This window comes from Methylobacterium haplocladii, assembly GCF_007992175.1.
Lineage (GTDB): Bacteria > Pseudomonadota > Alphaproteobacteria > Rhizobiales > Beijerinckiaceae > Methylobacterium > Methylobacterium haplocladii.
Genome location: NZ_BJZT01000007.1, coordinates 31,480 through 52,931 on the forward strand (window position 1 = coordinate 31,480; position 21,452 = coordinate 52,931).

General features: G+C 69.4%; 21 protein-coding genes. 5 read left to right on the plus strand and 16 right to left on the minus strand.

Translation table 11 applies throughout. From position 1 onward, the window contains the following. Positions 1-5 precede the first annotated feature (5 nt). From MHA02_RS04335 to MHA02_RS04345, 3 genes are all read right to left on the minus strand, one after another. A complete protein-coding gene (locus tag MHA02_RS04335) occupies positions 6-278 on the minus strand; it encodes a Txe/YoeB family addiction module toxin (protein ID WP_147076882.1) in 273 nt (90 codons plus the stop codon). Further along, positions 275-553, minus strand: a complete 279-nt coding sequence (locus tag MHA02_RS04340) for a type II toxin-antitoxin system Phd/YefM family antitoxin (RefSeq protein ID WP_306469038.1) — start codon at positions 551-553, stop codon at positions 275-277. Before MHA02_RS04340 ends, MHA02_RS04335 begins: the two co-directional genes overlap by 4 nt. 75 nt (positions 554-628) lie before the next feature. Further along, positions 629-958 carry a hypothetical protein gene (locus tag MHA02_RS04345; protein ID WP_147076884.1) on the minus strand — a complete coding sequence of 110 codons (330 nt, stop codon included), beginning with the start codon at positions 956-958 and terminating at the stop codon, positions 629-631. 320 nt (positions 959-1,278) lie between these two features. Between MHA02_RS04345 and cysS the strand changes: the two genes are divergently transcribed. Beyond that, positions 1,279-2,661: a cysteine--tRNA ligase gene (cysS, locus tag MHA02_RS04350; protein WP_147076886.1), complete on the plus strand. Its 1,383-nt coding sequence runs from the start codon at positions 1,279-1,281 to the stop codon at positions 2,659-2,661. A 100-nt stretch (positions 2,662-2,761) separates the two neighbouring features. Here cysS and MHA02_RS04355 read toward each other — a convergent pair whose 3' ends face one another. The 6 genes from MHA02_RS04355 to MHA02_RS04380 all read right to left on the minus strand — a co-directional run bounded on the left by MHA02_RS04355 (position 2,762) and on the right by MHA02_RS04380 (position 10,625). Next, complete coding sequence (locus MHA02_RS04355; RefSeq protein WP_147076888.1) at positions 2,762-3,508, minus strand: sigma-70 family RNA polymerase sigma factor; 747 nt, start codon at positions 3,506-3,508, stop codon at positions 2,762-2,764. A gap of 180 nt (positions 3,509-3,688) precedes the next feature. Beyond that, positions 3,689-4,507, minus strand: coding sequence for a class II glutamine amidotransferase (locus MHA02_RS04360; RefSeq protein WP_147076890.1), 819 nt, complete (start codon positions 4,505-4,507; stop codon positions 3,689-3,691). A gap of 106 nt (positions 4,508-4,613) precedes the next feature. Further along, positions 4,614-5,783 carry a hypothetical protein gene (locus MHA02_RS04365; RefSeq protein ID WP_147076892.1) on the minus strand — a complete coding sequence of 390 codons (1,170 nt, stop codon included), beginning with the start codon at positions 5,781-5,783 and terminating at the stop codon, positions 4,614-4,616. Further along, positions 5,780-7,789 (minus strand): quinol:electron acceptor oxidoreductase subunit ActD, encoded by a 2,010-nt coding sequence (locus MHA02_RS04370; protein WP_238180188.1) that lies wholly within the window; start codon positions 7,787-7,789, stop codon positions 5,780-5,782. Before MHA02_RS04370 ends, MHA02_RS04365 begins: the two co-directional genes overlap by 4 nt. Positions 7,790-8,080: 291 nt before the next feature. Next, positions 8,081-9,457: a chromate efflux transporter gene (gene chrA / locus MHA02_RS04375; protein ID WP_147077077.1), complete on the minus strand. Its 1,377-nt coding sequence runs from the start codon at positions 9,455-9,457 to the stop codon at positions 8,081-8,083. A gap of 235 nt (positions 9,458-9,692) precedes the next feature. Continuing rightward, positions 9,693-10,625 carry a glycine--tRNA ligase subunit alpha gene (locus MHA02_RS04380; RefSeq protein ID WP_147076895.1) on the minus strand — a complete coding sequence of 311 codons (933 nt, stop codon included), beginning with the start codon at positions 10,623-10,625 and terminating at the stop codon, positions 9,693-9,695. Positions 10,626-10,750: 125 nt separating this feature from the next. On the opposite strand from MHA02_RS04380, the gene MHA02_RS04385 reads away from it, so the two are divergent. The 4 genes from MHA02_RS04385 to MHA02_RS04400 all read left to right on the plus strand — a co-directional run bounded on the left by MHA02_RS04385 (position 10,751) and on the right by MHA02_RS04400 (position 13,173). Next, positions 10,751-11,422: a DUF1223 domain-containing protein gene (locus MHA02_RS04385; RefSeq protein WP_147076896.1), complete on the plus strand. Its 672-nt coding sequence runs from the start codon at positions 10,751-10,753 to the stop codon at positions 11,420-11,422. A 75-nt stretch (positions 11,423-11,497) separates the two neighbouring features. Next, a complete protein-coding gene (locus tag MHA02_RS04390) occupies positions 11,498-11,734 on the plus strand; it encodes a pentapeptide MXKDX repeat protein (protein WP_147076898.1) in 237 nt (78 codons plus the stop codon). Positions 11,735-11,888: 154 nt separating this feature from the next. Beyond that, a complete protein-coding gene (locus tag MHA02_RS04395) occupies positions 11,889-12,485 on the plus strand; it encodes an RNA polymerase sigma factor (RefSeq protein WP_147077080.1) in 597 nt (198 codons plus the stop codon). Further along, a complete protein-coding gene (locus MHA02_RS04400; protein ID WP_147076900.1) occupies positions 12,478-13,173 on the plus strand; it encodes an NrsF family protein in 696 nt (231 codons plus the stop codon). Before MHA02_RS04395 ends, MHA02_RS04400 begins: the two co-directional genes overlap by 8 nt. Positions 13,174-13,236: 63 nt before the next feature. Here MHA02_RS04400 and MHA02_RS04405 read toward each other — a convergent pair whose 3' ends face one another. The 7 genes from MHA02_RS04405 to mnmG form a co-directional block, all read right to left on the minus strand. Further along, positions 13,237-13,722 (minus strand): hypothetical protein, encoded by a 486-nt coding sequence (locus MHA02_RS04405; protein WP_147076902.1) that lies wholly within the window; start codon positions 13,720-13,722, stop codon positions 13,237-13,239. After that, a complete protein-coding gene (locus MHA02_RS04410; protein WP_147076904.1) occupies positions 13,722-14,348 on the minus strand; it encodes a GNAT family N-acetyltransferase in 627 nt (208 codons plus the stop codon). The genes MHA02_RS04405 and MHA02_RS04410 overlap by 1 nt, the downstream gene beginning before the upstream one ends. Beyond that, complete coding sequence (locus tag MHA02_RS04415; protein ID WP_147076906.1) at positions 14,345-16,690, minus strand: Orn/Lys/Arg family decarboxylase; 2,346 nt, start codon at positions 16,688-16,690, stop codon at positions 14,345-14,347. The genes MHA02_RS04410 and MHA02_RS04415 overlap by 4 nt, the downstream gene beginning before the upstream one ends. A gap of 245 nt (positions 16,691-16,935) precedes the next feature. Next, positions 16,936-17,838 carry a ParB/RepB/Spo0J family partition protein gene (locus MHA02_RS04420; RefSeq protein WP_147077083.1) on the minus strand — a complete coding sequence of 301 codons (903 nt, stop codon included), beginning with the start codon at positions 17,836-17,838 and terminating at the stop codon, positions 16,936-16,938. Positions 17,839-17,873: 35 nt separating this feature from the next. Beyond that, positions 17,874-18,698 carry a ParA family protein gene (locus MHA02_RS04425; RefSeq protein ID WP_147076909.1) on the minus strand — a complete coding sequence of 275 codons (825 nt, stop codon included), beginning with the start codon at positions 18,696-18,698 and terminating at the stop codon, positions 17,874-17,876. Beyond that, on the minus strand, positions 18,695-19,330 hold the full coding sequence (gene rsmG, locus MHA02_RS04430; protein ID WP_147076911.1) for a 16S rRNA (guanine(527)-N(7))-methyltransferase RsmG: 636 nt from the start codon (positions 19,328-19,330) through the stop codon (positions 18,695-18,697). The genes MHA02_RS04425 and rsmG overlap by 4 nt, the downstream gene beginning before the upstream one ends. 168 nt (positions 19,331-19,498) lie before the next feature. Continuing rightward, the gene (gene mnmG, locus MHA02_RS04435) at positions 19,499-21,382 is read right to left on the minus strand and encodes a tRNA uridine-5-carboxymethylaminomethyl(34) synthesis enzyme MnmG (protein ID WP_147076913.1); all 1,884 of its coding nucleotides are present in this window, start codon (positions 21,380-21,382) and stop codon (positions 19,499-19,501) included. Positions 21,383-21,452: the final 70 nt, after the last annotated feature.

Sequence of the window (21,452 nt, forward strand, 5' to 3'; positions counted from 1 at the left end):
GCGCACTACGATTGGTAATGCAGGCGGCACGAGGCGATTTCCAGGCCCTGGTCAGCGCCCTTGCCCCCCACGCGATAGACGAGCCGATGGGTTACGGTGATCCTGCGTGACCACCACCCTGCGAGACGTCCCCTCAGCGGCTCGGGCTTCCCGATGCCTTCGAGCGGGGTTCGTCTTGCATTCGCGATCAGAGCGTTGATCCGATCGACGACATCCGGGTCCGATTTCTGCCAGTGCAGATAGTCGTCCCAGGCATCGCCCGACCAGATCACCTTCACGGTTCGATCAGGTCGTGTTCGGTTCCGCGTCCTGCATCGAGTTCGGCGATCGACCGGAGCAGCCTTTCCGCGTTCACCGGCGAACTCATGAGATGCATCGTCTCGCGAAGCCCTTCGAGTTCCGCCAGCGGCAGGATCACCATGTCCTCATGGTTCTGCCGCGTCACGACGAGCTCGGTGCGATCGCTCTCGACGCGGTCGAGATGGGTCGCGAGATTCTTTCGCAGTTCGGTGAAGCCGACATGGGCCATGATGTGGATCCGATCTGTACGCACTAACGTACATATGATCGTGTCGCCTTGTCGACAAGCCGCTGCCGTCGTTGCGGCGACCAAAGAAGCCCGAAAGAATCAATCCTGGCAGGTGATGCGGATCGGGCGTTCGGCGGCCTTGCGGACCGGGACGGCATCGATGGCGCCGGTATACTCGTCCTGGGCGGCAACCCCGTAAGAGGTGGCGGAGGCGAAGCCCTGCGACTCGCACCAGGCGTTGGCGACGACCTGGCCGCATTCGCTGTTGCCGCCGGTGAGGCACTCGCCGGTGCCGTAGCCGTCGTTGGCCGGGATCAGGAAGGCCTTCTCGACATGCGGCGCGGCGCTGGCGTTCTCGCCGGCGTTGGCCTGGGTCGCGGCGGCGGAGACCAGGGCGAGAGCGAAGAAGGCAGCGGCCTGAAGGCGCATGGTCGGGACCTCGTAAATCGGTTTCGCGCGATTGCGGAGTGTTCGATCGGCTCGGTAAACAAACCCTTGCCGGCCACGCTCATCGTCGGGCGATCGGCCGGGTCGTTCTCGAATCGATCACCGTTTTGGGGTAGCGGATGCAGGCGGCCCCGACCGTCGCCGACGCGCCACAGCCGCGTCGGGCAATGGGGCGGGACGGTGGCAGGGACGATGGAGCCGGAGACGGGTCCGTCGCGAAAGCGGCCACGGCACAACGGGATAGGAGCCCAGTCCGGCGCAGGCGGCGCGGGGCAGGGCGGCTCCGAGCGGGATGGACTCTGATGGCGCCGATGTTGCGGCTCTACAACACCCTGACGCGCGAGAAGGCGCCCTTCGCGCCGATCGATCCGACGAACGTGCGCGTCTACGCCTGCGGCCCGACGGTCTACGACGCAGCCCATATCGGCAATGCGCGCCCGATCATCGTCTTCGATCTGCTGTTCCGGCTGCTGCGCCACCTCTACGGGCCGGCCCACGTCACCTACGCCCGCAACGTCACGGACGTGGATGACAAGATCAACGCGCGGGCGGCGCTCCGCGGCATCACCATCCGCGAACTGACCGACGAGACGCTGAAGGCCTTCCACGCGGATGTACGCGATCTCGGCGTACTGATGCCCGATGACGTGAACGTGCCGGGGGCGCGCGCGCGCTTCATCGAGCCCCGCGCCACCGACCACATCGTCGAGATGGTCACGCTGATCGAGGGACTGGTCGCGGCCGGCCACGCCTACGTCGCGCAAGACCACGTGCTGTTCGACGTGCCCTCGATGCCGGATTACGGCGGCCTCTCGCGGCGTCCCCTCGACGAGATGGAGGCCGGCGCCCGCGTCGAGGTCGCGCCCTACAAGCGCTCGCCCCTCGACTTCGTGCTGTGGAAGCCCTCGAAGCCGGGCGAGCCCTCCTGGCCCTCACCCGCGGACATCGCGGCACCGGGGCGGCCGGGCTGGCACATCGAGTGCTCCGCGATGTCGTGGAAGCATCTCGGACAGACCTTCGACATCCATGCCGGCGGTATCGACCTGATCTTTCCACACCACGAGAACGAGGTCGCCCAGTCGCGCTGCTGCTTCGGCACCGCCGTCATGGCCAATGTCTGGCTGCACAACGGCTTCCTCCAGGTGGAGGGGGAGAAGATGTCGAAGTCGCTCGGCAACTTCATCACCATCCGCGAGGTCCTGGCCGACTGGCCGGGCGAGGTGGTGCGGCTGGCGATGCTGAAGACGCATTATCGCCAGCCGATCGACTGGACGCTGCGGGGCCTCGAGGAGGCGAGCCGCACACTGGATCGCTGGTACGGTGCTGTCGGCGATGCTTCGCCGGCTCAGCACATGCCGCCCGCGGTGCTGGAGCCGTTGCTCGACGACCTCAACACGGCCGCAGCTCTGGCCGAGCTTCACCGACTGGACGACCCCGCCACGCTCAAGGCCGGTGCGAGCCTGCTCGGCTTGCTCGGGCAGACGCAGAGCGGCCGCGCACAAGCGAGTGTCCAGGCGGCGGGCATCGATGTCGGAAAAGTCGAGGCGCTGATCGAAGAACGCCGCGCCGCCCGCGCCGCCAAGGACTGGGCGGCCTCGGACCGGGTACGGGATGCGCTCCTCGCGATGGGCGTCGCGGTGAAGGACAACAAGGACGGCACGACGACGTGGAGCGTGGTGACGTAGCGGGTAGGTGGCGCATCTCGATGCGATCCACCGGGAACCGATCACCGTCGAATTCGCCGCGCGCCAGCCGAAATGCGCCGCCCCGCTCGCCAGGACCGGTTCACGCGTCCTTCGGCATCGCCGACTGGATGAAGCGGTCCGAGCCGAGGTCCTCCTCGTCGTAGCCCAGCAGTTCGGCGAGGCGGCCGCGGGCGCGGCTGACGCGGCTCTTCACGGTGCCGACCTTGCAGCCCATGATGGTGGCGGCCTCCTCGTAGGAGACGCCCTCGGCGCCCACCAGCACCAGCGCCTCGCGCTGGTCCGGCGGCAGCTTGGCGAGCGCGGTCTGCAGGTCCTCGACGTCGAGCCGGTCGCCCTGGTGCGGGGCGGTGGCGAGGCGGGCGGCGTAGGAGCCGTCCTGATCCTCGACCTCGCGCACCCGCTTGCGGTGGTCCGAGTAGAAGATGTTCCGCAGGATCGTGAACAGCCAGGCGTTCAGGTTGGTGCCGGGCTGGAAGCGGGCGCGATGCTGCCAGCCCTTCATCAGCGTGTCCTGGACGAGGTCGTCCGAACGCGCGGGGTTCGAGGTCAGCGACAGGGCGAAGGCGCGCAAGGAGGGCACCGCCGCGAGCAGGCCGTTGCGGAATTCGGGGTCGACCCGCTCGCCCTGCGCCTTGAGCGCGGCTTCGAGCTTCTCGATGAGGTCGGCGAAGCGGGCCGTGACTTCATCCGGGGTGCCGAGCGCCTCGTAGACGGTGCGCAACTGGTCACCGAGATGGGTGCGGATGTTGGCCGAGAGGGCCGGACGCCCCTCAGCGCCGTCCTCGGCGGGATGATCGAGGGTGGCGTCGGTCTCGGTGCGGCTCATGATGATTTAAGCGTGCTTCGGTCGGTGGGCGTCGGGCGGCGCGGTCCGTGTCCCCTGCGAGACGGAGGGAACCTTACCGCATCGCGGGGCCGAGCGCATCCCGAGGGGCGGGGTCGGCGGGGAGCTTGACCGGACTTTCCGACTTTTTCTGGCCGCCGGGCGGCGACGATCGGGAATGCCTCAATCGCAGCCGCACGGCAGCGCGACCGAGACCGCGCGACGCCCCGGCCGCAACAGCCGTACGGCCCCGTCCTTGAACACCACCGTGTCGCCGCGGGCGAGTTCGGTCCAGGTCTCGTCGCGGGTCAGCGCCCGCGTGGCGATCATGGTGACCACGTCGGTCTCCTTGGTCTCCTGCGCGAAGTCGACCCGCCAGTCCTCGTCGATCAGGGTCGCCGTGCCGAAGGGCGCGCAGCGGGTCAGGTAGCAGAGCCGCTTGCCGCAATGGGCGTAGAGCACCCGGCTGTCCGACAGCAGCATGTTGAAGACGCCGAGCCCGTTGAGGTCGAGGCAGAGCTCGGCCAAGGCCGCGTCGAGCTGCGCCGGCCGGGGCGCCTTCGGCCAGCGCTCCTCGAGCCGCGACATGATCCAACAGAAGGCATACTCGCTGTCGGTGGAGCCGACGGGCTCGAAGCGGCCGAGCGGGCGCTTCTTGATGCCCTTGAGCTGGCCGTTATGGGCGAAGGTCCAGCGCCGGCCCCAGAGCTCGCGGCTGAAGGGATGGGTGTTTTCGAGGCTCACCCGGCCGCGATTGGCCTTGCGGACATGGGCGACGACGATGCGGCTCTTGATCGCATAGCGCTTGAGGAGCTTGGCCAGCTCCGATTGCGCGCTCGGGTCCGGATCGTGGAACGAACGGCAGCCGCGGCCGCCCTCGTAGAAGGTGATGCCCCAGCCGTCGGCATGCGGCCCGGTCTCGCCGCCGCGCTTGGCCAGCCCCGCGAAGGAGAACCGGATGTCGGTGGGCACGTTCGCGCTCATGCCGAGCAGTTCGCACATGGGGACTTCGACGACTTGTGTTCACGCGGGTCAGAGCCCTGCCGGTGTAGTGCAGGCGCATCCGGGTTGAAAAGCGCTTGGCGTCCCCGACGGTTGCGATCGGTCGTCAGGAAGGCGGCGGTGCCGGACCGGATGGGGCCTCTCCGATGAGGAGCCCCGGGAAAAACCGGCGCGCCAGCGGCTGCAATCCGATCGCGAGACCCGCCACGCCGACGAAGGCCAGGGCGTCGACGAGCGTGAGTGCGAACGTGCCGCGCAGGGATGGCGTCACGAACCAGGCGAGGGCGAGCATCTGGACGACGAGGGCGAGCGCCGCGACGAGACGGGCGCGGTACTCGCCGGGCTTCAGGGTATTGGCGGCTGCAAGCAGCACCACGGCCCCGGCGACGAGGGCGAGCGCGCGACCCTGCGCGTTTCCGCGGGCGCCGTACCAGGCGGCGGCCTCCGTCAGCGCCGTGGGGCGAAGGATGAACGCCTGCACCAGATGCATGGCGGCCCAGATCGCCAGCAGGATGGCGAGCGGGGTCAGCCGGTCGAGCCGGCGCCGCGAGGGACCGACATCCGGCGGTGCGACCAGGATCGCGGCACTGAGCGCGAGGCTGCTCCAGCCCGCCATCAGCAGCAGGCCGGACAGGCTCGACTGGAAGCGCCCCGAGACGGCCATCACCAGATCGCCCGCCATCAGGGATCCGAACAGTATGTGCAGGCCGAGACCGAGTACGGCGCGGCCGTCGTCGATGCGGCCGGCCTTGCCCCAGGGCTCTCCGCCGCGGCGGGCGAAGACGATCGCCAGCGCGATCCAGACCGTGAAGGCGAGGGCGACCCGCGCGAGGACGAACGGCGTGGTGAACCAGATCGCCGCCAGCGGGCTCGACTGGGGCGCGCCCGCCGCCCAGGGATAGAGGACGGGCAGGGCGAACAGGATCGGCAGGCCGAGAAGCGCCGCGACCGGCATCAGCGTGAGCAGCCAGCGCAGAGTCTCCAGCAGCGCCGTTTCGGGCTGCGGCCGCCAGGCATCAGCCCGCTCGACCATGATCACCACGGGCAGCGCCCCCGCCGGCAGCGCGAGCAGGCAGAGCCAGGCGGGGAGGTAGGAGATCATCCCGTTCCGCCAGCCGCCGAGGAGAAAGGCCAGCAGCAGGGCCGCGGCGCCGATGCCGAGGCCCACGGTGGCGCGCCGCCGGGGATCGAGGGCGAAGGCGCGGGCCGTGCGCGGCAGGGCCGTCACCGCACGCCCGCGCACGCCTCCCGGCGGACGGTGGACCTCGGGGCTCATCGCGGCACCCGATCGATCGCCAGGGGACGGCCGCCATCGCCGCGGAGGCTTGCAAGACGCTGGGCGACGCGTTCGGCATCGTCCGTGCCGTCGCGGATCTCGGCCGTCAGGCGGAAGCGGTTCGGGCCGGACCGCGGAAAGCCGGGACCGTCGAAAGGCGGAGGGCTCCGCTGCGGCAGCCGGCTGCGCACGAGCAGCGTGACCAGGATCGCCAGCGTGCCCGTCGTCAGCGCCACCGCGATGCTCGGTAGCACGAAGAACGGCCAGGATGCCTGGAGCCGCGCGCTGGTGCCGAGGGGGGAGAGCCAGAGCGCAGCCGCGAGGCAGAGCGCCAGGAACCCGAAGCCGCCGGCGAGCGCGCTGACCAGCGCCGTGCGGCGGATCGGATGCTCGCTCGGCCGTAGAGCCTCGAACACGCTCGGCATCGGCACGGGGCCGAACGCGTCGAGGCGCAATGTCCGGTCACGCCCGAGGAGCGCGTTGACGGCCGCAGCCAGGGCTTTCTCCGAGGCGAAGGCGGCGCCGATCCGCCGGATCGGGACGTCGGTGCGGTCCGGGTCGATCAGGGGCATGGCCGTTTCGGCCGCCTCGGATGCGTTGTGGGCGATGGCGAGCTGGCGCGTCTGCGCGATCGAGACGATCGGCAGGCTGCGCAGGACGAGGAGCAGGAGTGCCAGGAACAAGCCGATCGATCCCGCGAAGGTGACGACGTGCCCGAGTCCGGGGGCGTTCGCCTCCGCCGGAAGCGGCACGCTCTCGTTCTGCAGCGAGACGACGAGGACCATGACGTGGTCGGCATAGGCGCCGATCGCCACGAGGGCGCCGACCACGGCGATGAGCAGACCGGAGCGGCGGGCCCGCGGCAGCCAGAACACCTGCACCGGCAGCAGCCCGCAGGCGACGATCGTCCAATAGATCCAGGCGAGATCGCCCTCGAAGCCGCGCGCCGCGATCTCACGCGCGAAGGCGTCGCCATACAAGAGCGTCGAGAGGAGCGCGGTGACGTGGCAATAGAGGCTGGCGAGGCCGAGCACGAGGATCATCCGGGCCAGGACGTCGAGGTGGCGCCGGGTGATGAGGCCGCCGAGCCCGTAGGCCGCGCGGATGGCCACGACGAGCGCCGCCGTCACGCCGACGCCGGAGAGCACCGCGCCGACGAGGAACGTCACCGGCAGCAGGGTGTCGTGCCGGCCGGGGGGCGCCGAGCCCACCAGTTCCACCGAGGCGCCGCCCTGGAGCACGATCACGAGCAGCGCCCCGAGCAGGGCGACGGCGCGATAGGCCTCGACCCAGCGCTGCCATTGCACGGCCGAGCCGCGCCAGCCCACCGCGACCAGGCTGTAGAACCGCGCCCGCAGACGGGGCGGCGCGCGTCCGGCGCCAGGCTCTCCGGCTCGGTTTCGTGCCGCTTCGACCACGCCGTCGCGCAGGGTGGCGAGGTCGGGCAGTAGCCCGACATACCAGAGGCCGGCGCAGACCACGACGCAGCAGGCGAGGCCCGTCGCATCCCAGGCCGCGGGCGAACCGAACGGCGGCAACACGCCGACGGTGCCGCGCCAGGGCAGGGCCGGATCGAGCCAGCCCGGTCGCCCGAGGGGCAGCAGGGCGTAGAACCCGGCCACGATCGCGCCGAGCAGCGCGACCGTCTCGGCGATCCGGATCACGGCGCAGCGCCACTCGACGCCGGCGAGCAGCAGCACGGCGGCGACCAGCAGGCTGCCATGGGCGATCCCGACCCACCAATCGTAGCTCGCGATGGCGAGTGCCGAGACGACCGGCGTCCCGGCCTGCCCGGCCCCGAGATGAACCAGCGAGACGGCGAACAGGCCGATCAACCCGGCGGCTCCGGCGAAGGCGATCCACCAGCGCGGCGGGGCGGACGGAGCCAGCACGATGCCGGTCATCGTCCGGCCGATGCCCTCGACGGTCTCGCCGGCCGCGATGATGCGTTCGCCGTAGAGCTTTTTCGGATCGTGCGTGGGGTTCGCGGGATCGTCGTGCGGCAAGCCGTCGGTTTCCGTGAGGCACGGACAAGACGGCGCCCCTCGGGAGCGGACCCTAACGGCACCGGGCCCGTCCAAAAAGCCGCTGCGACCGAATCTCCAACATGTCGCACGGCCCTGCCCGGCTATTCGGCGCCCGAACCCCGGTGAACGAACGGCAATCCTCCCGCCGCCGGTGCGACGCTCGTCGGGCCGGGGCCCGGTTCGCCTTCCGCCTCGCCGAGGCGTCCGGGAAAGGGCTGTTGCATCGAACCGGCCAGCCGGGAACGGCATGGGTCGACGAAGGGAGAGGATCTACACCACGCCGGCGAGATGGAGGGCGATGCCGATGGCCGAGCAGGCGAGGAGGGTCGGTATCATCCCGGCCTTGAAGCGCAGCACGGCGACCACCGCCGCGATCGTCAGCAGGAGCGCCGGCCCGTTCACGCTCCCCGGCACCGGCACCTCGATCGCCAGCCCGAGACCCGGCCGCAGGATCGCGACGCGGGCGAACAGGGTGTGGAGCGCGAACCAGACCGCGAGGTTGAGGATCACACCGACGACGGCCGCCGTGATGGCCGCGAGGGCGCCCGACAGAGCCCGGTTGCCCCGCAGCGCCTCGACATACGGCGCGCCGGCAAAGATCCAGAGGAAGCAGGGGACGAAGGTGACCCAGGTGGTCAGCAGGCCGCCGAGGATTGCGGCGAGGTAGGGATTGAGCCCGCCGGGCGCGCGATAGGCGCCGAGGAAGCCGACGAACTGCGTGACCATGATCAGCGGCCCCGGCGTGGTCTCGGCCATGCCGAGCCCGTCGAGCATCTCGCCGGGCTTCAGCCAGCCATAGGTCTCGACGCCGGCCTGCGCCACGTAGGCGAGGACGGCATAGGCACCCCCGAAGGTGACGAGCGCCATCTTGGAGAAGAACACGGCGATGTCGGCGAAGGCGTTGCCGGTGCCGAGCCCCGCGACGAGGACGATCACCGGAGCCAGCCACAAGGCCGCGAGCACCGCCCCGACGCGCAGAGACCAGGCCGCATCGGGCCGGGCATGGGCCGGCACGCTCTCGCCGAGCAGGCTCTCGGCGTCGGAGAGACCGGCGGCTCCAGTCCCGCCGTGGCCGCCGGCCTGGAAGGCGGCGGATCCCAGGCGGGTGCCGAGATAGCCCGCGATCCCGGCGGCCAGGACGATCAGCGGAAAGGGGACGGACAGGACGAAGATCGCGAAGAAGGCGAGCGCCGCGATGGCGCGCAGGGTGCCGTTGCGCAGCGCCCGCGACCCGACCCGGACGACCGCCTGCAGGACGACGGCCAGAACCGCGCATTTCAAACCGAAGAAAAACCCGGCGACGAGGCCGGTCTGGCCGAAGGCCACGTAGACGAGGCTGAGCGCCATGATCGCCACGGCGCCCGGCAGCACGAACAGGATGCCGGCGATCAGCCCGCCGGCAGTCCGGTGCATCAGCCAGCCGATATAGATCGCGAGTTGCTGTGCCTCCGGGCCGGGCAGGAGGGTGCAGTAGGAGAGGGCGTGCAGGAACCGCTGCTCACCGATCCAGCGGCGCTCGTCGACCAGGATGCGATGCATCACCGCGATCTGCCCGGCCGGTCCGCCGAAGCTCAGGAGCGCGATCCGCGCCCAGACCCGCGTGGCTTCGGCAAGGGTGACGCCGTGGCGGTCGTTCGCGTCGGCCATGGCGTGAGAGAGCCTCAGGTTCGGATCGACGCCACGCGGCTTGCAGGTCCGCGCATTGCAGGATGCTCCGCGGATCGTCATTCCGGGGCGCCGCAGGCGAGCCCGGAACCCACGACCGGTTTCGACGCCGTGGCGCAGCGCTGCATCGCGGGTGGATTCCGGGTTCTGCTGCGCAGCCCCGGAATAACGGAATCGCAGTGATTGTCGCCATTATGAGCCGGCTACTGACCTCGACTCAGGCGGCTATGACTCCGCCGGCTTCCGTCCGCAGCCAAGCCGCGCCGCAGGCCTTGGCCAGTTCGCGCACTCTCAAGATGTAGCTCTGGCGCTCGGTCACCGATATCACGCCGCGGGCGTCGAGCAGGTTGAAGACGTGGCTCGCCTTGATGCACTGGTCGTAGGCCGGCTGGGCCATCCTGTGCCGCTGGCCTTCGCCTGGATCGCCCGCGTCGAGATAGCTCCGGCAGGCCTTTTCGGCATCGGTGAACTGGCGGAACAGCATCGCCGTATCGGCGGCCTCGAAGTTGTGGCGCGAGTATTCCTGCTCGGCCTGGAGGAACACGTCGCCGTAGGTGACTTTTTCCGCGCCCTGCCCGCCGTTGAAGTTCAGGTCGTAGACGTTCTCGACACCCTGCACGTACATGGCAAGGCGCTCCAGACCGTAGGTGAGCTCGCCCGCCACCGGCGCGCATTCGAAGCCGGCGACCTGCTGGAAGTAGGTGAACTGGCTCACCTCCATGCCGTCGCACCAGCACTCCCAGCCGAGTCCCCAGGCGCCGAGCGTCGGGCTCTCCCAGTCGTCCTCGACGAAGCGGATGTCGTGGAGCCCGAGATCCACGCCGATCGCCGCGAGGGATTCGAGGTAGAGCTCCTGCAGGTTCGGCGGGTTCGGCTTCAGGATCACCTGGAACTGGTAGTAGTGCTGCAGCCGGTTCGGGTTCTCGCCGTAGCGCCCGTCCTTCGGCCGCCGCGAGGGCTGCACGTAGGCCGCCTTCCAGGGCCGGGGGCCGAGGGCGCGCAGCGTCGTCGCCGGATGGAAGGTGCCGGCCCCGACCTCCATGTCGTAGGGCTGCAGGATCACGCAGCCCTTCGCCGCCCAGAAGCGCTGGAGCGTGAGGATCAGCCCCTGGAACGAGGTCTTTGGCGCGAGATCGGCATCGCTCGACATGGTCGGTCCGGGCTTCGAGGAGTGCGGACCGTTTAGGGGTGGGGGAGGGGGTGTCAAGCGAGCCCGCGCGTAACCGCGCGATGCGGCCTGGCGAAGTCGGGTTCGTGTCCCTCAGGATCCGAACCATGCGCCCTCTCCTCCTCGCCGCCGCCCTGCTCGCGGCGCCCGTCGCGCGGGCGGCGGAACGGCCCGTCGTCGTCGAGCTGTTCACCTCGCAGGGCTGCTCGTCCTGCCCGCCGGCCGATGCCTATCTCACCGATCTGACGAGCCGGCGCGACGTGCTGCCGTTGGCCTTCCACGTGACCTACTGGAACGGCCTCGGCTGGCGCGACCCGTACGCGCTGGCAGCGGCGACCGCGCGGCAGGAAGGCTATGCCGGCCGACTCGGCGAGACGGCGTTCACGCCGCAGATGGTGATCGACGGGCGCAGCAGCGTCATCGGGTCCCGCCGGGGCGAGGCCGGAGCGGCCATTGCCCAAGCGAAGGAGCAGGCATCGGACGGCGTGCCGGTGAGCGTCAGCCGGAGCGGAGCCGGACTGGCGATCGCGGTGGGGCAGGGCGCCGGCGCAGGCCGTGTGCTGCTCGTCGGCTTCGACAGGCGGCGCACCACCCCGGTCGGGCGTGGCGAGAACAGCGGCCGCACGCTGACGGAATCGAACATCGTCCGCTCGATCCGCGAGGTCGGCGCCTGGCGCGGGTCGTCGCTTAGCGTCAACGAGGCGGTGCCGGCGGGCGAGGACGCCGCGGTGATCGTCCAGGCTGCGGATGGCCGGATCCTGGGCGCGGCGCGCCTGTAACCGGCGGCAGGCCGGCGCGAATGAGTCGTCGAGGCGCCCGGAGCGGGTCCCTCCCAAACCCTGGAGATCTTCCCGATGCGCCACCCCGTGATGACCGTCCTGTCGGCGGCCCTGCTGTCGCTGTCCGTCGCAACCCTCCCTGCCCTCGCCGTCGAGCCGATGAAGGAACAGGCGCCCAAGGCCGACGCGATGAAGGGCGATGCGATGAAGAAGGACACCATGATGAGGGGCGACGCCATGAAGAAGGATTCGATGCACAAGGACGGCATGATGAAATCCGACGGCAAGACGGATTCGATGCAGAAGCACTGACGCGCCCCTCCCGTCCTGGCCGGGTGCCGTACCCGGCCGATCGGATCATGCGATGCACCTCTCCCCGACCGGAGCCGCGCTCCACGTCCACTCCGCTGGCACGGCACCGGCATCTCTGCTTCCCGTGGGCGGGCTCCGAGCGCTAACAATGCGCATGGAAAGGCGCGCCGGATCAGCCAACGGGCTCGAAGAGACGCTGTCGGCGGCGATGGCGGCGGCGCAGGCCGGCGACGCCGATGCCTATCGCGATCTGCTGCGCGCCTGCATGCCGGTGATCGCGGCGGCGGCGCGGGCGAAGGGCATCCGGGGCGAGGCGGTCGAGGACGTGGTGCAGGACACGCTGATGACGGTGCACCGGGCTCGGGCGAGCTACGATCCGGCCCGGCCGTTCCTGCCCTGGTTGCGGGCCATCGCGCAGCGGCGGGCCGTCGACCTGCTGCGCCATCAGGGCCGGCGCCCGAAGGAGGCGCACGATCCGATCGCCTACGAGGGCCGCGCCGACGACAGCCAGCCCGCAGCGGGCCAGGGCGTCGAGGAGCGCGAGCGCAACTCCCGGCTGGCACGGGCGGTCGCGGCCCTGCCCGAGGGGCAGCGGCAGGCCGTCGAGCACCTGAGCCTGCGCGAGCGTTCCCTGACCGAGGCGTCCGCGCTGACGGGGCGCAGCACCGGCGCGCTCAAGGTCAACCTCCACCGCGCCTTGAAGGCGCTGCGATCGGCGCTCGCCCAGGATAGGAGGGATGGGGATGTCTGATTCTCTCCGCCTCGACAGCCTCGTCGACGACCTCGCCGGGGACCTCAAGCCTGTACGCCGGCTCGCGCCGCCTACCTTTCGGGCGCTGGGCTGGTTCGCCGCCGTGCTGGCTCTGGCCGTTGTGCTGTCTCCCCTCGCCGACCTTCACGCTATGCGCGAGCGGCTCGGCGTTCCCGATCTCTGCGTCGCGGCGATCGGCGCGGTGCTGACCGCGCTCTGCGCGGCGCTCGCCGCCTTCCAGACCAGCGTGCCGGGCCGCTCGCGGCTCTGGGCGCTGTTGCCGCTACCCCCGCTGGCACTCTGGATCGGCGCGAGCAGCCTCGGCTGCCTGCGGGCCTGGATCGCGCCGGATTCGAACATCGCCGACACGGCTGAAATGCGCGGCTGCCTGTATTTCCTGCTCGGCGTCTCGCTGCCGCTCTCGGTGCTGCTGGTGCTGATGCTGCGCCGGGCTTGCCCGACGCGACCGAACCTGACGGCGGCGCTCGCCGGCCTTGCTACGGCCGGCGCGGCCGCGGCCCTGCTGGTGCCGTTCCATCCGCACGATGCGACGGCGAGCGACCTCGCCATGCATGCGCTGGCGGTTGCCGTGATCATCGGGCTGAACGGGCTGGCGGGGGGACGGCTGCTCGATCGGGGGACATCAAGGACGACGGGCGGTCCCGCGCCATCGGCACCTCGCCGCTGACCCCGTCATTGCTTCGCTTCGCTCGCAATGACGGAAGGAGGTCGCCGTGCATCCGAAAGCCGATCAGCGGCCACCGGTCTCCGGCAAATTCGTCAGGATCGAGAATGGGACGTTGCCGCCGCCTTGCGGAGCGAAGCGCGGGTTCAGCGCCACTACGGCGAGGACCGAGCGGTTGTCCGGGCTGGTATAGGCGAAGGACCAGGCGACGGGGTTCTCGGTGAGGACGAACTCCTTCCAGCCCTGCCCGGCGATCATCGCCTTGTCGTAGTAATCCTTGATCGGTGCGGGGTCGGCATCGCTGTCGATGCTGCGCGGCAGGACGCGGAGGTTCTTGCCGAAGCGCGAGGCGAGCTGTTCGACGATCGCCGCCTGCGCGTCCCGGTCGGCCGTGCGGACGACCTCGCTGAAGGCCCCGGTCCTCGCCGGCTCGACGCCCGGCGGGTCGGGCGGGAGACCCGTCGCGCTGCCACATGCCGCGACCGTGCCGACGATCACGGCTACCGTGAGCAGCCCGAGGGCGCGCCGGCGGGTCGTCGTCTCAACGGCCATCAAGCCTCCGGAAACGGATCGCCCGTCACCACCAGCACCGGCTCCGGTGGCCGGCCCCAGGCCGCGGGCTGGTCCTGCGATCCGGTGCCCAGCGGGCACTGAACCATGACGCTGTCGCTCCAGCGCCCGTACTTGTAGCCGATGGCGGGCAGGTATCCGACTCGGGTGAAGCCGCAGGCCTCGTGCAGGCGGAGCGAGGCCTCGTTGCGGGCGTCGATATAGCCGATCATCTGCCGGTAACCGCCGGCCGAGCAGGCCTCGATCAGGGCCGGCAGCAGGCGCCGGCCGATGCCGGAATGCAGGTGGTCGGGGTGGACGTAGATCGAGTGCTTGAGGGTGTAGCGATAGGCCGGGCGCTTGCGGAACGGCACGGCGTAGGCATAGCCCGCCACCAGCCCCATGCACTCGGCGACGAGGTGGGGCAGACGCTTCTTGCGCATGGTCTTGCGCCTGCGCTTGAGATCGTCGGGGAGCAGGCGCTCCTCTTCGAAGTCGCCGACATCGCCGACGCCGCGGCGGATGTGGTGCTCGTAGATCGCCACCATCGGCGCGACGTCGCCGTCCGAGGACGGCCGGATGACGATGTCGGGCCAGTGCGCGGCCGGAACCGCCGGCTGCGCCGTCATTGGCCCTCGCGCAGGACGTAGGTGAAGAAGCGGATGCGCCCGTCCGGCTCGACCTGGCGGTAGACGCCCTGGATCTCGGCCTCGAAGCCCGGGAACAGGTTGGCGGAGCGCTCGAACATCTTGAAGTAGTCGAGCATGGGCTTGGCCCGCTCGTCCAGGCGCTCGCCGGGCAGCACCGTGCCGATGCCCGGCGGATAGACCAGCATCAGCGTGGTGGCGACGCGGCCCTCGGCTTCCGCGATCGGCACGAAGTCGACGTGGTTGCGGGTCAGCATCTGGGCGGCGGCCTTCGGGGCCATCACCATCTCCGGCAGGTGGTTGGGCTCGAACTGCTTGCGCTGCAGCTTCGAGGTGCCGGCCTCCCGGTGGAAGTTGTGGAAGTCGGAGCAGAGATCACGCAGGCGCACCCCCTGATAGCGGTTGGGCCGGCGCCGGACGAATTCCGGCATGGCCTCTTCGAGCGGCACGTTGTCGTCGTGCAGGCGCTTGAAGGCGACGAGGCCCGAGATCAGCGTGCCGGCCTTCGACGACTCGACGCCGGGGGTGAGCAGGAAGAGCAGGGAGTTCAGGTCGTTCTTCTCGGCGACGATGCGGTTCTCACGCAGATATTGCGCCACGATCGGGGCCGGCACGCCGTGCTCGGCATAATCGCCGGTCTTCCGGTCGAAGCCGGGCGTGAGGACCGTCAGCTTGTTCGGGTCGGTCATGGCGTAGCCCGGCGCCACCTGCGTGAAGCCGTGCCAGCGGGCGCCGGGCTTCAGTTCCCAGTGCTTCGGGTCCGAGGCGAGCACGTCCGTCGGCAGGCTCTCCCAGGGCACCTCGTCGCCATCGGCATTCGTCGCGAGATCCGGCACGAAGGGGTCGAAGAACCAGCGGCGCTTCGGGTCGCCCTCCTTCTCCTCGAACTCGCGGCGGATGGCGCGAACCTTCTTGCGCCACTCGATGCCGAGCCGGATCGTGTCGTCCCACAGGATCATGCCGGAGCGGCCCTTCATCATCTGCGCGCCGACGTCGAGCGAGGCGAAGATCGGGTAGAAGGGTGAGGTCGAGGCGTGGACGAGGAAGCTCTCGTTGAGCCGGCGGTGCTCGACGCGCCGCGTCTGACCGCGGATGTGGCTGTCCTTGGTGTGGATCTGCGAGGCTTGTGAGAAGCTCGCGAGCTGCTTGTGGGTCGACTGCGTGGCGATGACGCCCGGCGAGGTCTCGTCGAGCCCGGTCAGGCCCATGGCGAAGTGGCCGGCGAAGAGCGGGTGGAACTTCATGAAGCCCGCCCAGGCCTCGTCGAACAGGATGTAGTCGCAGAGGTGGCCGATCTTCTCGACGATCATCCGCGCGTCGTAGATCGTGCCGTCATAGGTGCATTGCTCGATCACCGCGACGCGGAACGGCCGCTCGCGCCGCCAGGCTTCCTTGTCCGTCACCAGCGGGTTGTGCTTGATCTTCTTGCGGATCGCCTTCTCGTCGAGGGCGTCGTGATAGATCGGCCCGATCAGGCCATAGGCGTTCCGGTCGGTCTCCAGAAAGATCGGGATGCCGCCGGCGAGCATCAGGGCACCGTGATGGGCGGCCTTGTGATTGTTGCGGTCGAACAGGACGAGATCGCCCTCGGCCACGAGCGAGCCGAGCACGACCTTGTTCGAGGCCGAGGTGCCGTTGAGCACGAAGTAGGTTTTCTCCGCCCCGAAGATCGCGGCGGCCTCCTTCTGGGCCTTCAGGGCCGGACCCTCGTGGGTCAGCAGATCGCCGAGATCGAGGACCGAGTTGTCGAGATCGTCGCGAAAGATCGCCTCGCCGAGATGCTCGACGAAGATTCGGCCGATCGGCGAGCGGTTGTAGAAGATGCCGCCGTTATGGCCCGGGCAGGTCCAGAGCTGGTTGCCCATCTCGGCGTAGTCCACGAGCGCGCCGAAGAACGGCGTCTTGAGGGTCTCGGCATATTGCGTCACCCGGCTGACGAGGCCGCGGGCGATGAATTCCGGGGTCTCTTCCGCGAGGAAGATGTAGCCGTCGATGAAGTCGAGCAGCTCGACCGGAATGTCTTCCAGCCGCTTGCGGCGCACCATGATGACGATCGGCATCTCCAGGCCGCGTTTGCGCATCATGTCGATGAGCGCCGCCGCCTTGCCGTCGAGGCCGCGCTTGCCCCAGTCCACGACCATGCAGCCGATGGCCGCGTCGGTCTGCACCGCGATCGAGGCGTCCTCGACGCGGCGCGCCCGGATCACCTCGAAGCCCCGGCCCTCGACCGCCGCCACGATCTGGTTGACGCGCACGCCTTCGAGATCGTCCGGGTCGAAGGTCGGCGTGCACATCAGCACGGTAAAGCGGCGATGGAAGTCCATGGGGCAACGGCTCCGCTGGGGTTGGCCGCGCCCTGTTGCCGGATGCTCGGTGACGATTCAATGACGAAGGTGGGGGAGGGGCAGGAAACGGTGTTTTGGGTGCCCGACACCCGTCATTCCGGGGCCGCGCAGCGGAACCCGGAACCTACGACTGGCCTCGACGGCACGTACCAGCCGCGCATCACCGGTGGGTTCCGGGTTCTCGCCTTCGGCGAGCCCCGGAATGACGGTGGTGTGGTCTGGTGTCAGGCCACGCCCGCATCGAGCTTCCGGCAAAGCGTCTCGAACTCGTCGGCGTTGCTGTAGCGGATGCGGATTTCGCCCTCGCCTGTGGGGCGGGCCTTCACGGAGACGCCGAAGCCGAGGGCCCGGGCGAGCGTCTGCTCCAGGGTGCGGAGGCCGGCATCCTTCTCCGCGACACGACGCGTGCTCGCGGCGTGCATGGCTTCCGGGGCGTTGGCGTCCGCATCGGCCTCGGCGGCTGCGATCGCCTCGATCTCGCGCACCGACAGACCTTCGCTGACGATACGCCGGGCCACGGCCTCGGGATCGCGCACCGACAGCAGGGCACGGGCATGACCGGCGCTGATTTCTGCGTTGGTGACACGGTCCTGGATCACTGCCGGGAGTTGCAGCAGGCGAAGCGTGTTGGCGAGGTGGCTGCGGCTTTTCCCTAAGATCTCGGCAAGTTCGCGCTGCGTGTACTTGAACTCGCTCATCAGGCGCTCGTAGCCCGAGGCCTCCTCGATGGCATTGAGGTCGGCGCGCTGGATGTTCTCGAGGATCGCGTATTCGAGCGAGGCCTTGTCGTCGAGGTGCAGGACGACGATCGGCACCTCGGTGTGCCCGGCGATCTGTGCCGCGCGCCAGCGGCGCTCACCCGCGACGATCTCATAGGTGCCCGGTACGCCCGGCAGCGGCCGCACCACCACCGGCTGGATGACGCCGCGCATGCGGATCGACTCGGACAGCTCCTTGAGCTCGATCTCCGAAAAGCTGCGGCGCGGGTTGCGCGGGTTCGGCCGCAGGAACTCCACCGCGACCTTGCGCTGCTCACGGTCGTAGGTGCCGCGGGTCTCGGTGGGAAAGTCGCCGATCAGGGCTGCGAGACCGCGTCCCAGCCTCGGCCGTGCCGTGTCATCCGCCATCGCCATCGAGGTACTCCGTTACGCTGTTCGTGTGTTCAGGCGGCGGCGGCGGGCGGCGGCAGGCGGCCCTCGCGCTGGATCACCTCGGAGGCGAGGCGCAGATAGGCCTGCGAGCCGGCGCATTTCAGATCGTAGAGCAACACCGGTTTGCCGTGCGAAGGCGCCTCCGAGACGCGCACGTTGCGCGGGATGGTGGTGCCGTAGACCTTGTCGCCGAGGAAACCCCGCACGTCCGCCTCGACCTGGGTCGAGAGGTTGTTGCGCGGGTCGTACATGGTGAGCACCACGCCCTGGATCTCCAGGCGCGGGTTCAGCGCGGTCTTGACCTGGTCGACGGTGCGCAGGAGCTGGCTCAGGCCTTCGAGGGCGAAAAACTCGCATTGCAGCGGCACCAGCACGGCGTCGGCGGCGGCCAGCGCGTTGATGGTCAGCAGGTTCAGCGAGGGCGGGCAGTCGATCAGGACGTAGGTGACGGCCTGTGTCGCGGGGTGGGCCTTGATGTCCTGCAGCACGCCGCGCAGGCGATGCGCCCGGTCGGGCAGGCTCGCCATTTCGAGTTCGAGGCCGAGCAGGTCCATGGTCGAGGGCGCCACCGAGAGGCGCGGTACCGCCGTCGGCACGATGGCCTGGGCGAGCGAAGCTTCGCCCGCCATGACATGATAGGTCGAGACATCACGGTTGCGGCGGTCGATGCCGAGGCCCGTCGAGGCGTTGCCCTGCGGATCGAGATCGATGACGAGCACGTTCTCGCCGATGGCGGCAAGCGCCGTGCCGAGATTGATGGCGGTGGTAGTCTTGCCGACGCCACCCTTCTGGTTGGCGAGCGCCAGAATGCGCAGGGGCCGTCTCGGATCGGTCATGAATCCACGCGGGAGAGGGCCGTGACTCGCAGGATCCGCGCCTGAGAGTCGGTCCGGCTCGGGATCGAATCGTAGGTGAGACTCCACTTACGCAGTGCCTCGGTCAATTCCGTGGCTGCATCACGCCCCTTCGGAAACAGCCCTATCGTACCGGTTTTCAACAGGGGCTCGGTCCAATCGAGCAGTTGGGCCAAAGGTGCAAGTGCACGGGCGCAGACGACGTCCGTGTCGGTCTGCTCCGCGATGACGGTTTCTATGCGGGCGTTCAGCACCGTGACCGGCGCGCCGGTCAGGCGGGCGGTTTCGGTGAGGAAGGCACATTTGCGCGCGTTGCTCTCCAAAAGTTTCACGTGAAACATTTTGCGCTCGCGCCCGGCGATAGCCAGGATCAGGCCGGGGATGCCGGCGCCCGAGCCGAGATCGAGCCAGCGCGTCGCGTTGGGCGCGAGCGCCAGGAGTTGCAGCGCGTCGGCGACATGACGCGTCCAGACCTCCGACAGCGTCGCCGGCCCCACGAGGTTCTTCACCGTCTGCCAGCGCTTCAGTTGCTCCACGTAGATGTCGAGTCGTCGCGATGTTTCACGTGAAACATCGTGCTCGGCCAGGACTCGTTCGCGCTCGGTGGCTGCCATCGACTTTCACATTCGCCCGACCCAAGTCCTCACCCTGAGGTGCCCGCGAAGGGGACCTCGAAGGGTCCTCCAATAGCCTCAGCGCAAAATGGATGCCCCTTCGAGGCCACCGCTGCGCTTCGGGACCTCAGGGTGAAGACTTGGGTGGGATATCCAAATCCCGTCTCTCTAGACTGCCGTCGTCCCGGCGCCTCTGCCTCGCCGCGCATGCGCCGCCAGCAGGGTCAACGCCGCCGGGGTCACGCCCTCGATGCGCGCTGCCTGCCCGAGCGTCGCCGGGCGCACAGCCTCCAACTTCACGCGCATCTCGTTCGAAAGCCCGGCAATGCCATCATAGGCAAGCTGTGCCGGCAGGCGCACGGCCTCCTCGCGCCGGAAGGCGGCGATGTCGGCGGTCTGCCGGTCGAGGTAGACGGCGTAGGTGGCGTCCGTGGTCAGCCGTTCGGCGACTCGTGGCGGCACGGCGGCGAGTTCCGGCCAGACCGCGGCGAGGCGTCCCCAGCCGATCTCGGGATAAGACAGGAGTTGGAAGGCGCTGCGGCGCAGGCCGTCGCGGTTGAGGGCGATACCATGCCCGCCGGCCTCGTTCGGCGTCAGGCTGAGGGCGTCGAGCCGGGCGCGCACGGCCGATAGAGCCGCCTGCGAGTCCGTGAAGTGCTCCTCCCGTCGCGCGCCGACGCAGCCGAGGGCCAGGCCCCGACCGGTCAGCCGCTCGTCGGCATTGTCGATGCGCAGGCTCAGCCGGTACTCCGAGCGCGAGGTGAACATGCGATAGGGCTCGCTCACCCCATGGGTGACGAGGTCGTCGATCATCACACCGAGATAGGATTCGGCCCGGTCGAAGACCGTGAGGCTGGAGCCATCGGCAAGCCGCGCGGCGTTGAGGCCGGCGACGAGGCCCTGGGCTGCCGCCTCCTCGTAGCCGGTGGTGCCATTGATCTGGCCGGCGAGAAACAGGCCGGGCAGGCGGAGAGATTGCAGCGTCGGGTCGAGCTCGCGGGGGTCGACGTAATCGTATTCGATGGCATAGCCCGGCCGCACGATGCGGGTGCGTTCGAGCCCGGGGATCGCGGCGATGATCTCCGCCTGGATCTCCTCCGGCAAGGCCGTCGAGATGCCATTCGGGTAAACCGTCGGATCGTCGAGCCCCTCGGGCTCCAGAAAGATCTGGTGACCTTCGCGGTCGCCGAAGCGGACCACCTTGTCCTCGATCGAGGGACAGTAGCGCGGGCCGCGGCTCGAAATGCCGCCGGAATACATCGGCGAGCGCTGCAGGTTCTGTCGGATGATGTCGTGCACAGCGAGGGTCGTGCGGGTCACACCGCAGGCGATCTGCGGGTTGGTGATCGTGTCCGTGAGCGACGAGAACGGCACCGGATCCGCGTCGGCGTGCTGCATCTCCAGCGAGGCCCAGTCGATGGAGGTGCCGTCGAGGCGCGGCGGCGTACCAGTCTTGAGGCGGCCGAGCCGGAAGCCGTGGCGGTCGAGGGTGTGGGCCAGCCCGATCGCCGGCCCTTCGCCGACCCGGCCTGCCGGGATCTGGCGCTCGCCGATATGGATCAGCCCGCGGAGGAAGGTGCCGGTGGTCAGCACCACGGCCCGGCTCGCGAGCGTGCGCCCATCCGTCAGCACGATTCCGGTAACGACGTTCTCGCGCAGAACGAGGTCGTCGGCCTCACCCTCGACCACCGTGAGGTTTGCGGTTTCCGCGACTGCCGCCTGCATCGCGGCCGCATAGAGCTTGCGGTCGGCCTGGGTGCGGGGGCCGCGGACGGCCGGTCCCTTGCGTCGGTTGAGCAGACGGAACTGGATACCGGCAGCGTCGGCGACCCGGCCCATCAATCCGTCGAGGGCATCGACCTCGCGGACCAGATGCCCTTTCCCGAGTCCGCCGATGGCCGGATTGCACGACATCGCGCCGATGGTTGCCGCTTTGTGCGTCACCAGGGCCGTCCGGGCGCCGGTCCGTGCAGAGGCCGAGGCCGCCTCGACACCGGCATGGCCGCCGCCGACGACGATGACATCGAAGTTTCGGGAAAGATCGAAGGACATGCCTGTGATTAGGCGCGCCCGAGCCGAATCGTCAACGGAGCCGGGATGTTGCGACACGGGTCTCCAGCAC

What these genes read in the sequence shown, in the direction of transcription:
- MHA02_RS04405 (WP_147076902.1), bottom strand. Translation starts at nt 13,722, where the DNA reads ATGGCCGTTGAGACGACGACCCGCCGGCGCGCCCTCGGGCTGCTCACG.
- MHA02_RS04380 (WP_147076895.1), bottom strand. Translation starts at nt 10,625, where the DNA reads ATGTCGAGCGATGCCGATCTCGCGCCAAAGACCTCGTTCCAGGGGCTG.
- MHA02_RS04390 (WP_147076898.1), top strand. Translation starts at nt 11,498, where the DNA reads ATGCGCCACCCCGTGATGACCGTCCTGTCGGCGGCCCTGCTGTCGCTG.
- MHA02_RS04395 (WP_147077080.1), top strand. Translation starts at nt 11,889, where the DNA reads ATGGAAAGGCGCGCCGGATCAGCCAACGGGCTCGAAGAGACGCTGTCG.
- MHA02_RS04425 (WP_147076909.1), bottom strand. Translation starts at nt 18,698, where the DNA reads ATGACCGATCCGAGACGGCCCCTGCGCATTCTGGCGCTCGCCAACCAG.
- MHA02_RS04345 (WP_147076884.1), bottom strand. Translation starts at nt 958, where the DNA reads ATGCGCCTTCAGGCCGCTGCCTTCTTCGCTCTCGCCCTGGTCTCCGCC.
- MHA02_RS04360 (WP_147076890.1), bottom strand. Translation starts at nt 4,507, where the DNA reads ATGTGCGAACTGCTCGGCATGAGCGCGAACGTGCCCACCGACATCCGG.
- MHA02_RS04385 (WP_147076896.1), top strand. Translation starts at nt 10,751, where the DNA reads ATGCGCCCTCTCCTCCTCGCCGCCGCCCTGCTCGCGGCGCCCGTCGCG.
- chrA (WP_147077077.1), bottom strand. Translation starts at nt 9,457, where the DNA reads ATGGCCGACGCGAACGACCGCCACGGCGTCACCCTTGCCGAAGCCACG.
- MHA02_RS04420 (WP_147077083.1), bottom strand. Translation starts at nt 17,838, where the DNA reads ATGGCGGATGACACGGCACGGCCGAGGCTGGGACGCGGTCTCGCAGCC.
- MHA02_RS04415 (WP_147076906.1), bottom strand. Translation starts at nt 16,690, where the DNA reads ATGGACTTCCATCGCCGCTTTACCGTGCTGATGTGCACGCCGACCTTC.
- MHA02_RS04365 (WP_147076892.1), bottom strand. Translation starts at nt 5,783, where the DNA reads ATGAGCCCCGAGGTCCACCGTCCGCCGGGAGGCGTGCGCGGGCGTGCG.
- MHA02_RS04410 (WP_147076904.1), bottom strand. Translation starts at nt 14,348, where the DNA reads ATGACGGCGCAGCCGGCGGTTCCGGCCGCGCACTGGCCCGACATCGTC.
- cysS (WP_147076886.1), top strand. Translation starts at nt 1,279, where the DNA reads ATGGCGCCGATGTTGCGGCTCTACAACACCCTGACGCGCGAGAAGGCG.
- mnmG (WP_147076913.1), bottom strand. Translation starts at nt 21,382, where the DNA reads ATGTCCTTCGATCTTTCCCGAAACTTCGATGTCATCGTCGTCGGCGGC.
- MHA02_RS04355 (WP_147076888.1), bottom strand. Translation starts at nt 3,508, where the DNA reads ATGAGCCGCACCGAGACCGACGCCACCCTCGATCATCCCGCCGAGGAC.
- MHA02_RS04400 (WP_147076900.1), top strand. Translation starts at nt 12,478, where the DNA reads ATGTCTGATTCTCTCCGCCTCGACAGCCTCGTCGACGACCTCGCCGGG.
- rsmG (WP_147076911.1), bottom strand. Translation starts at nt 19,330, where the DNA reads ATGGCAGCCACCGAGCGCGAACGAGTCCTGGCCGAGCACGATGTTTCA.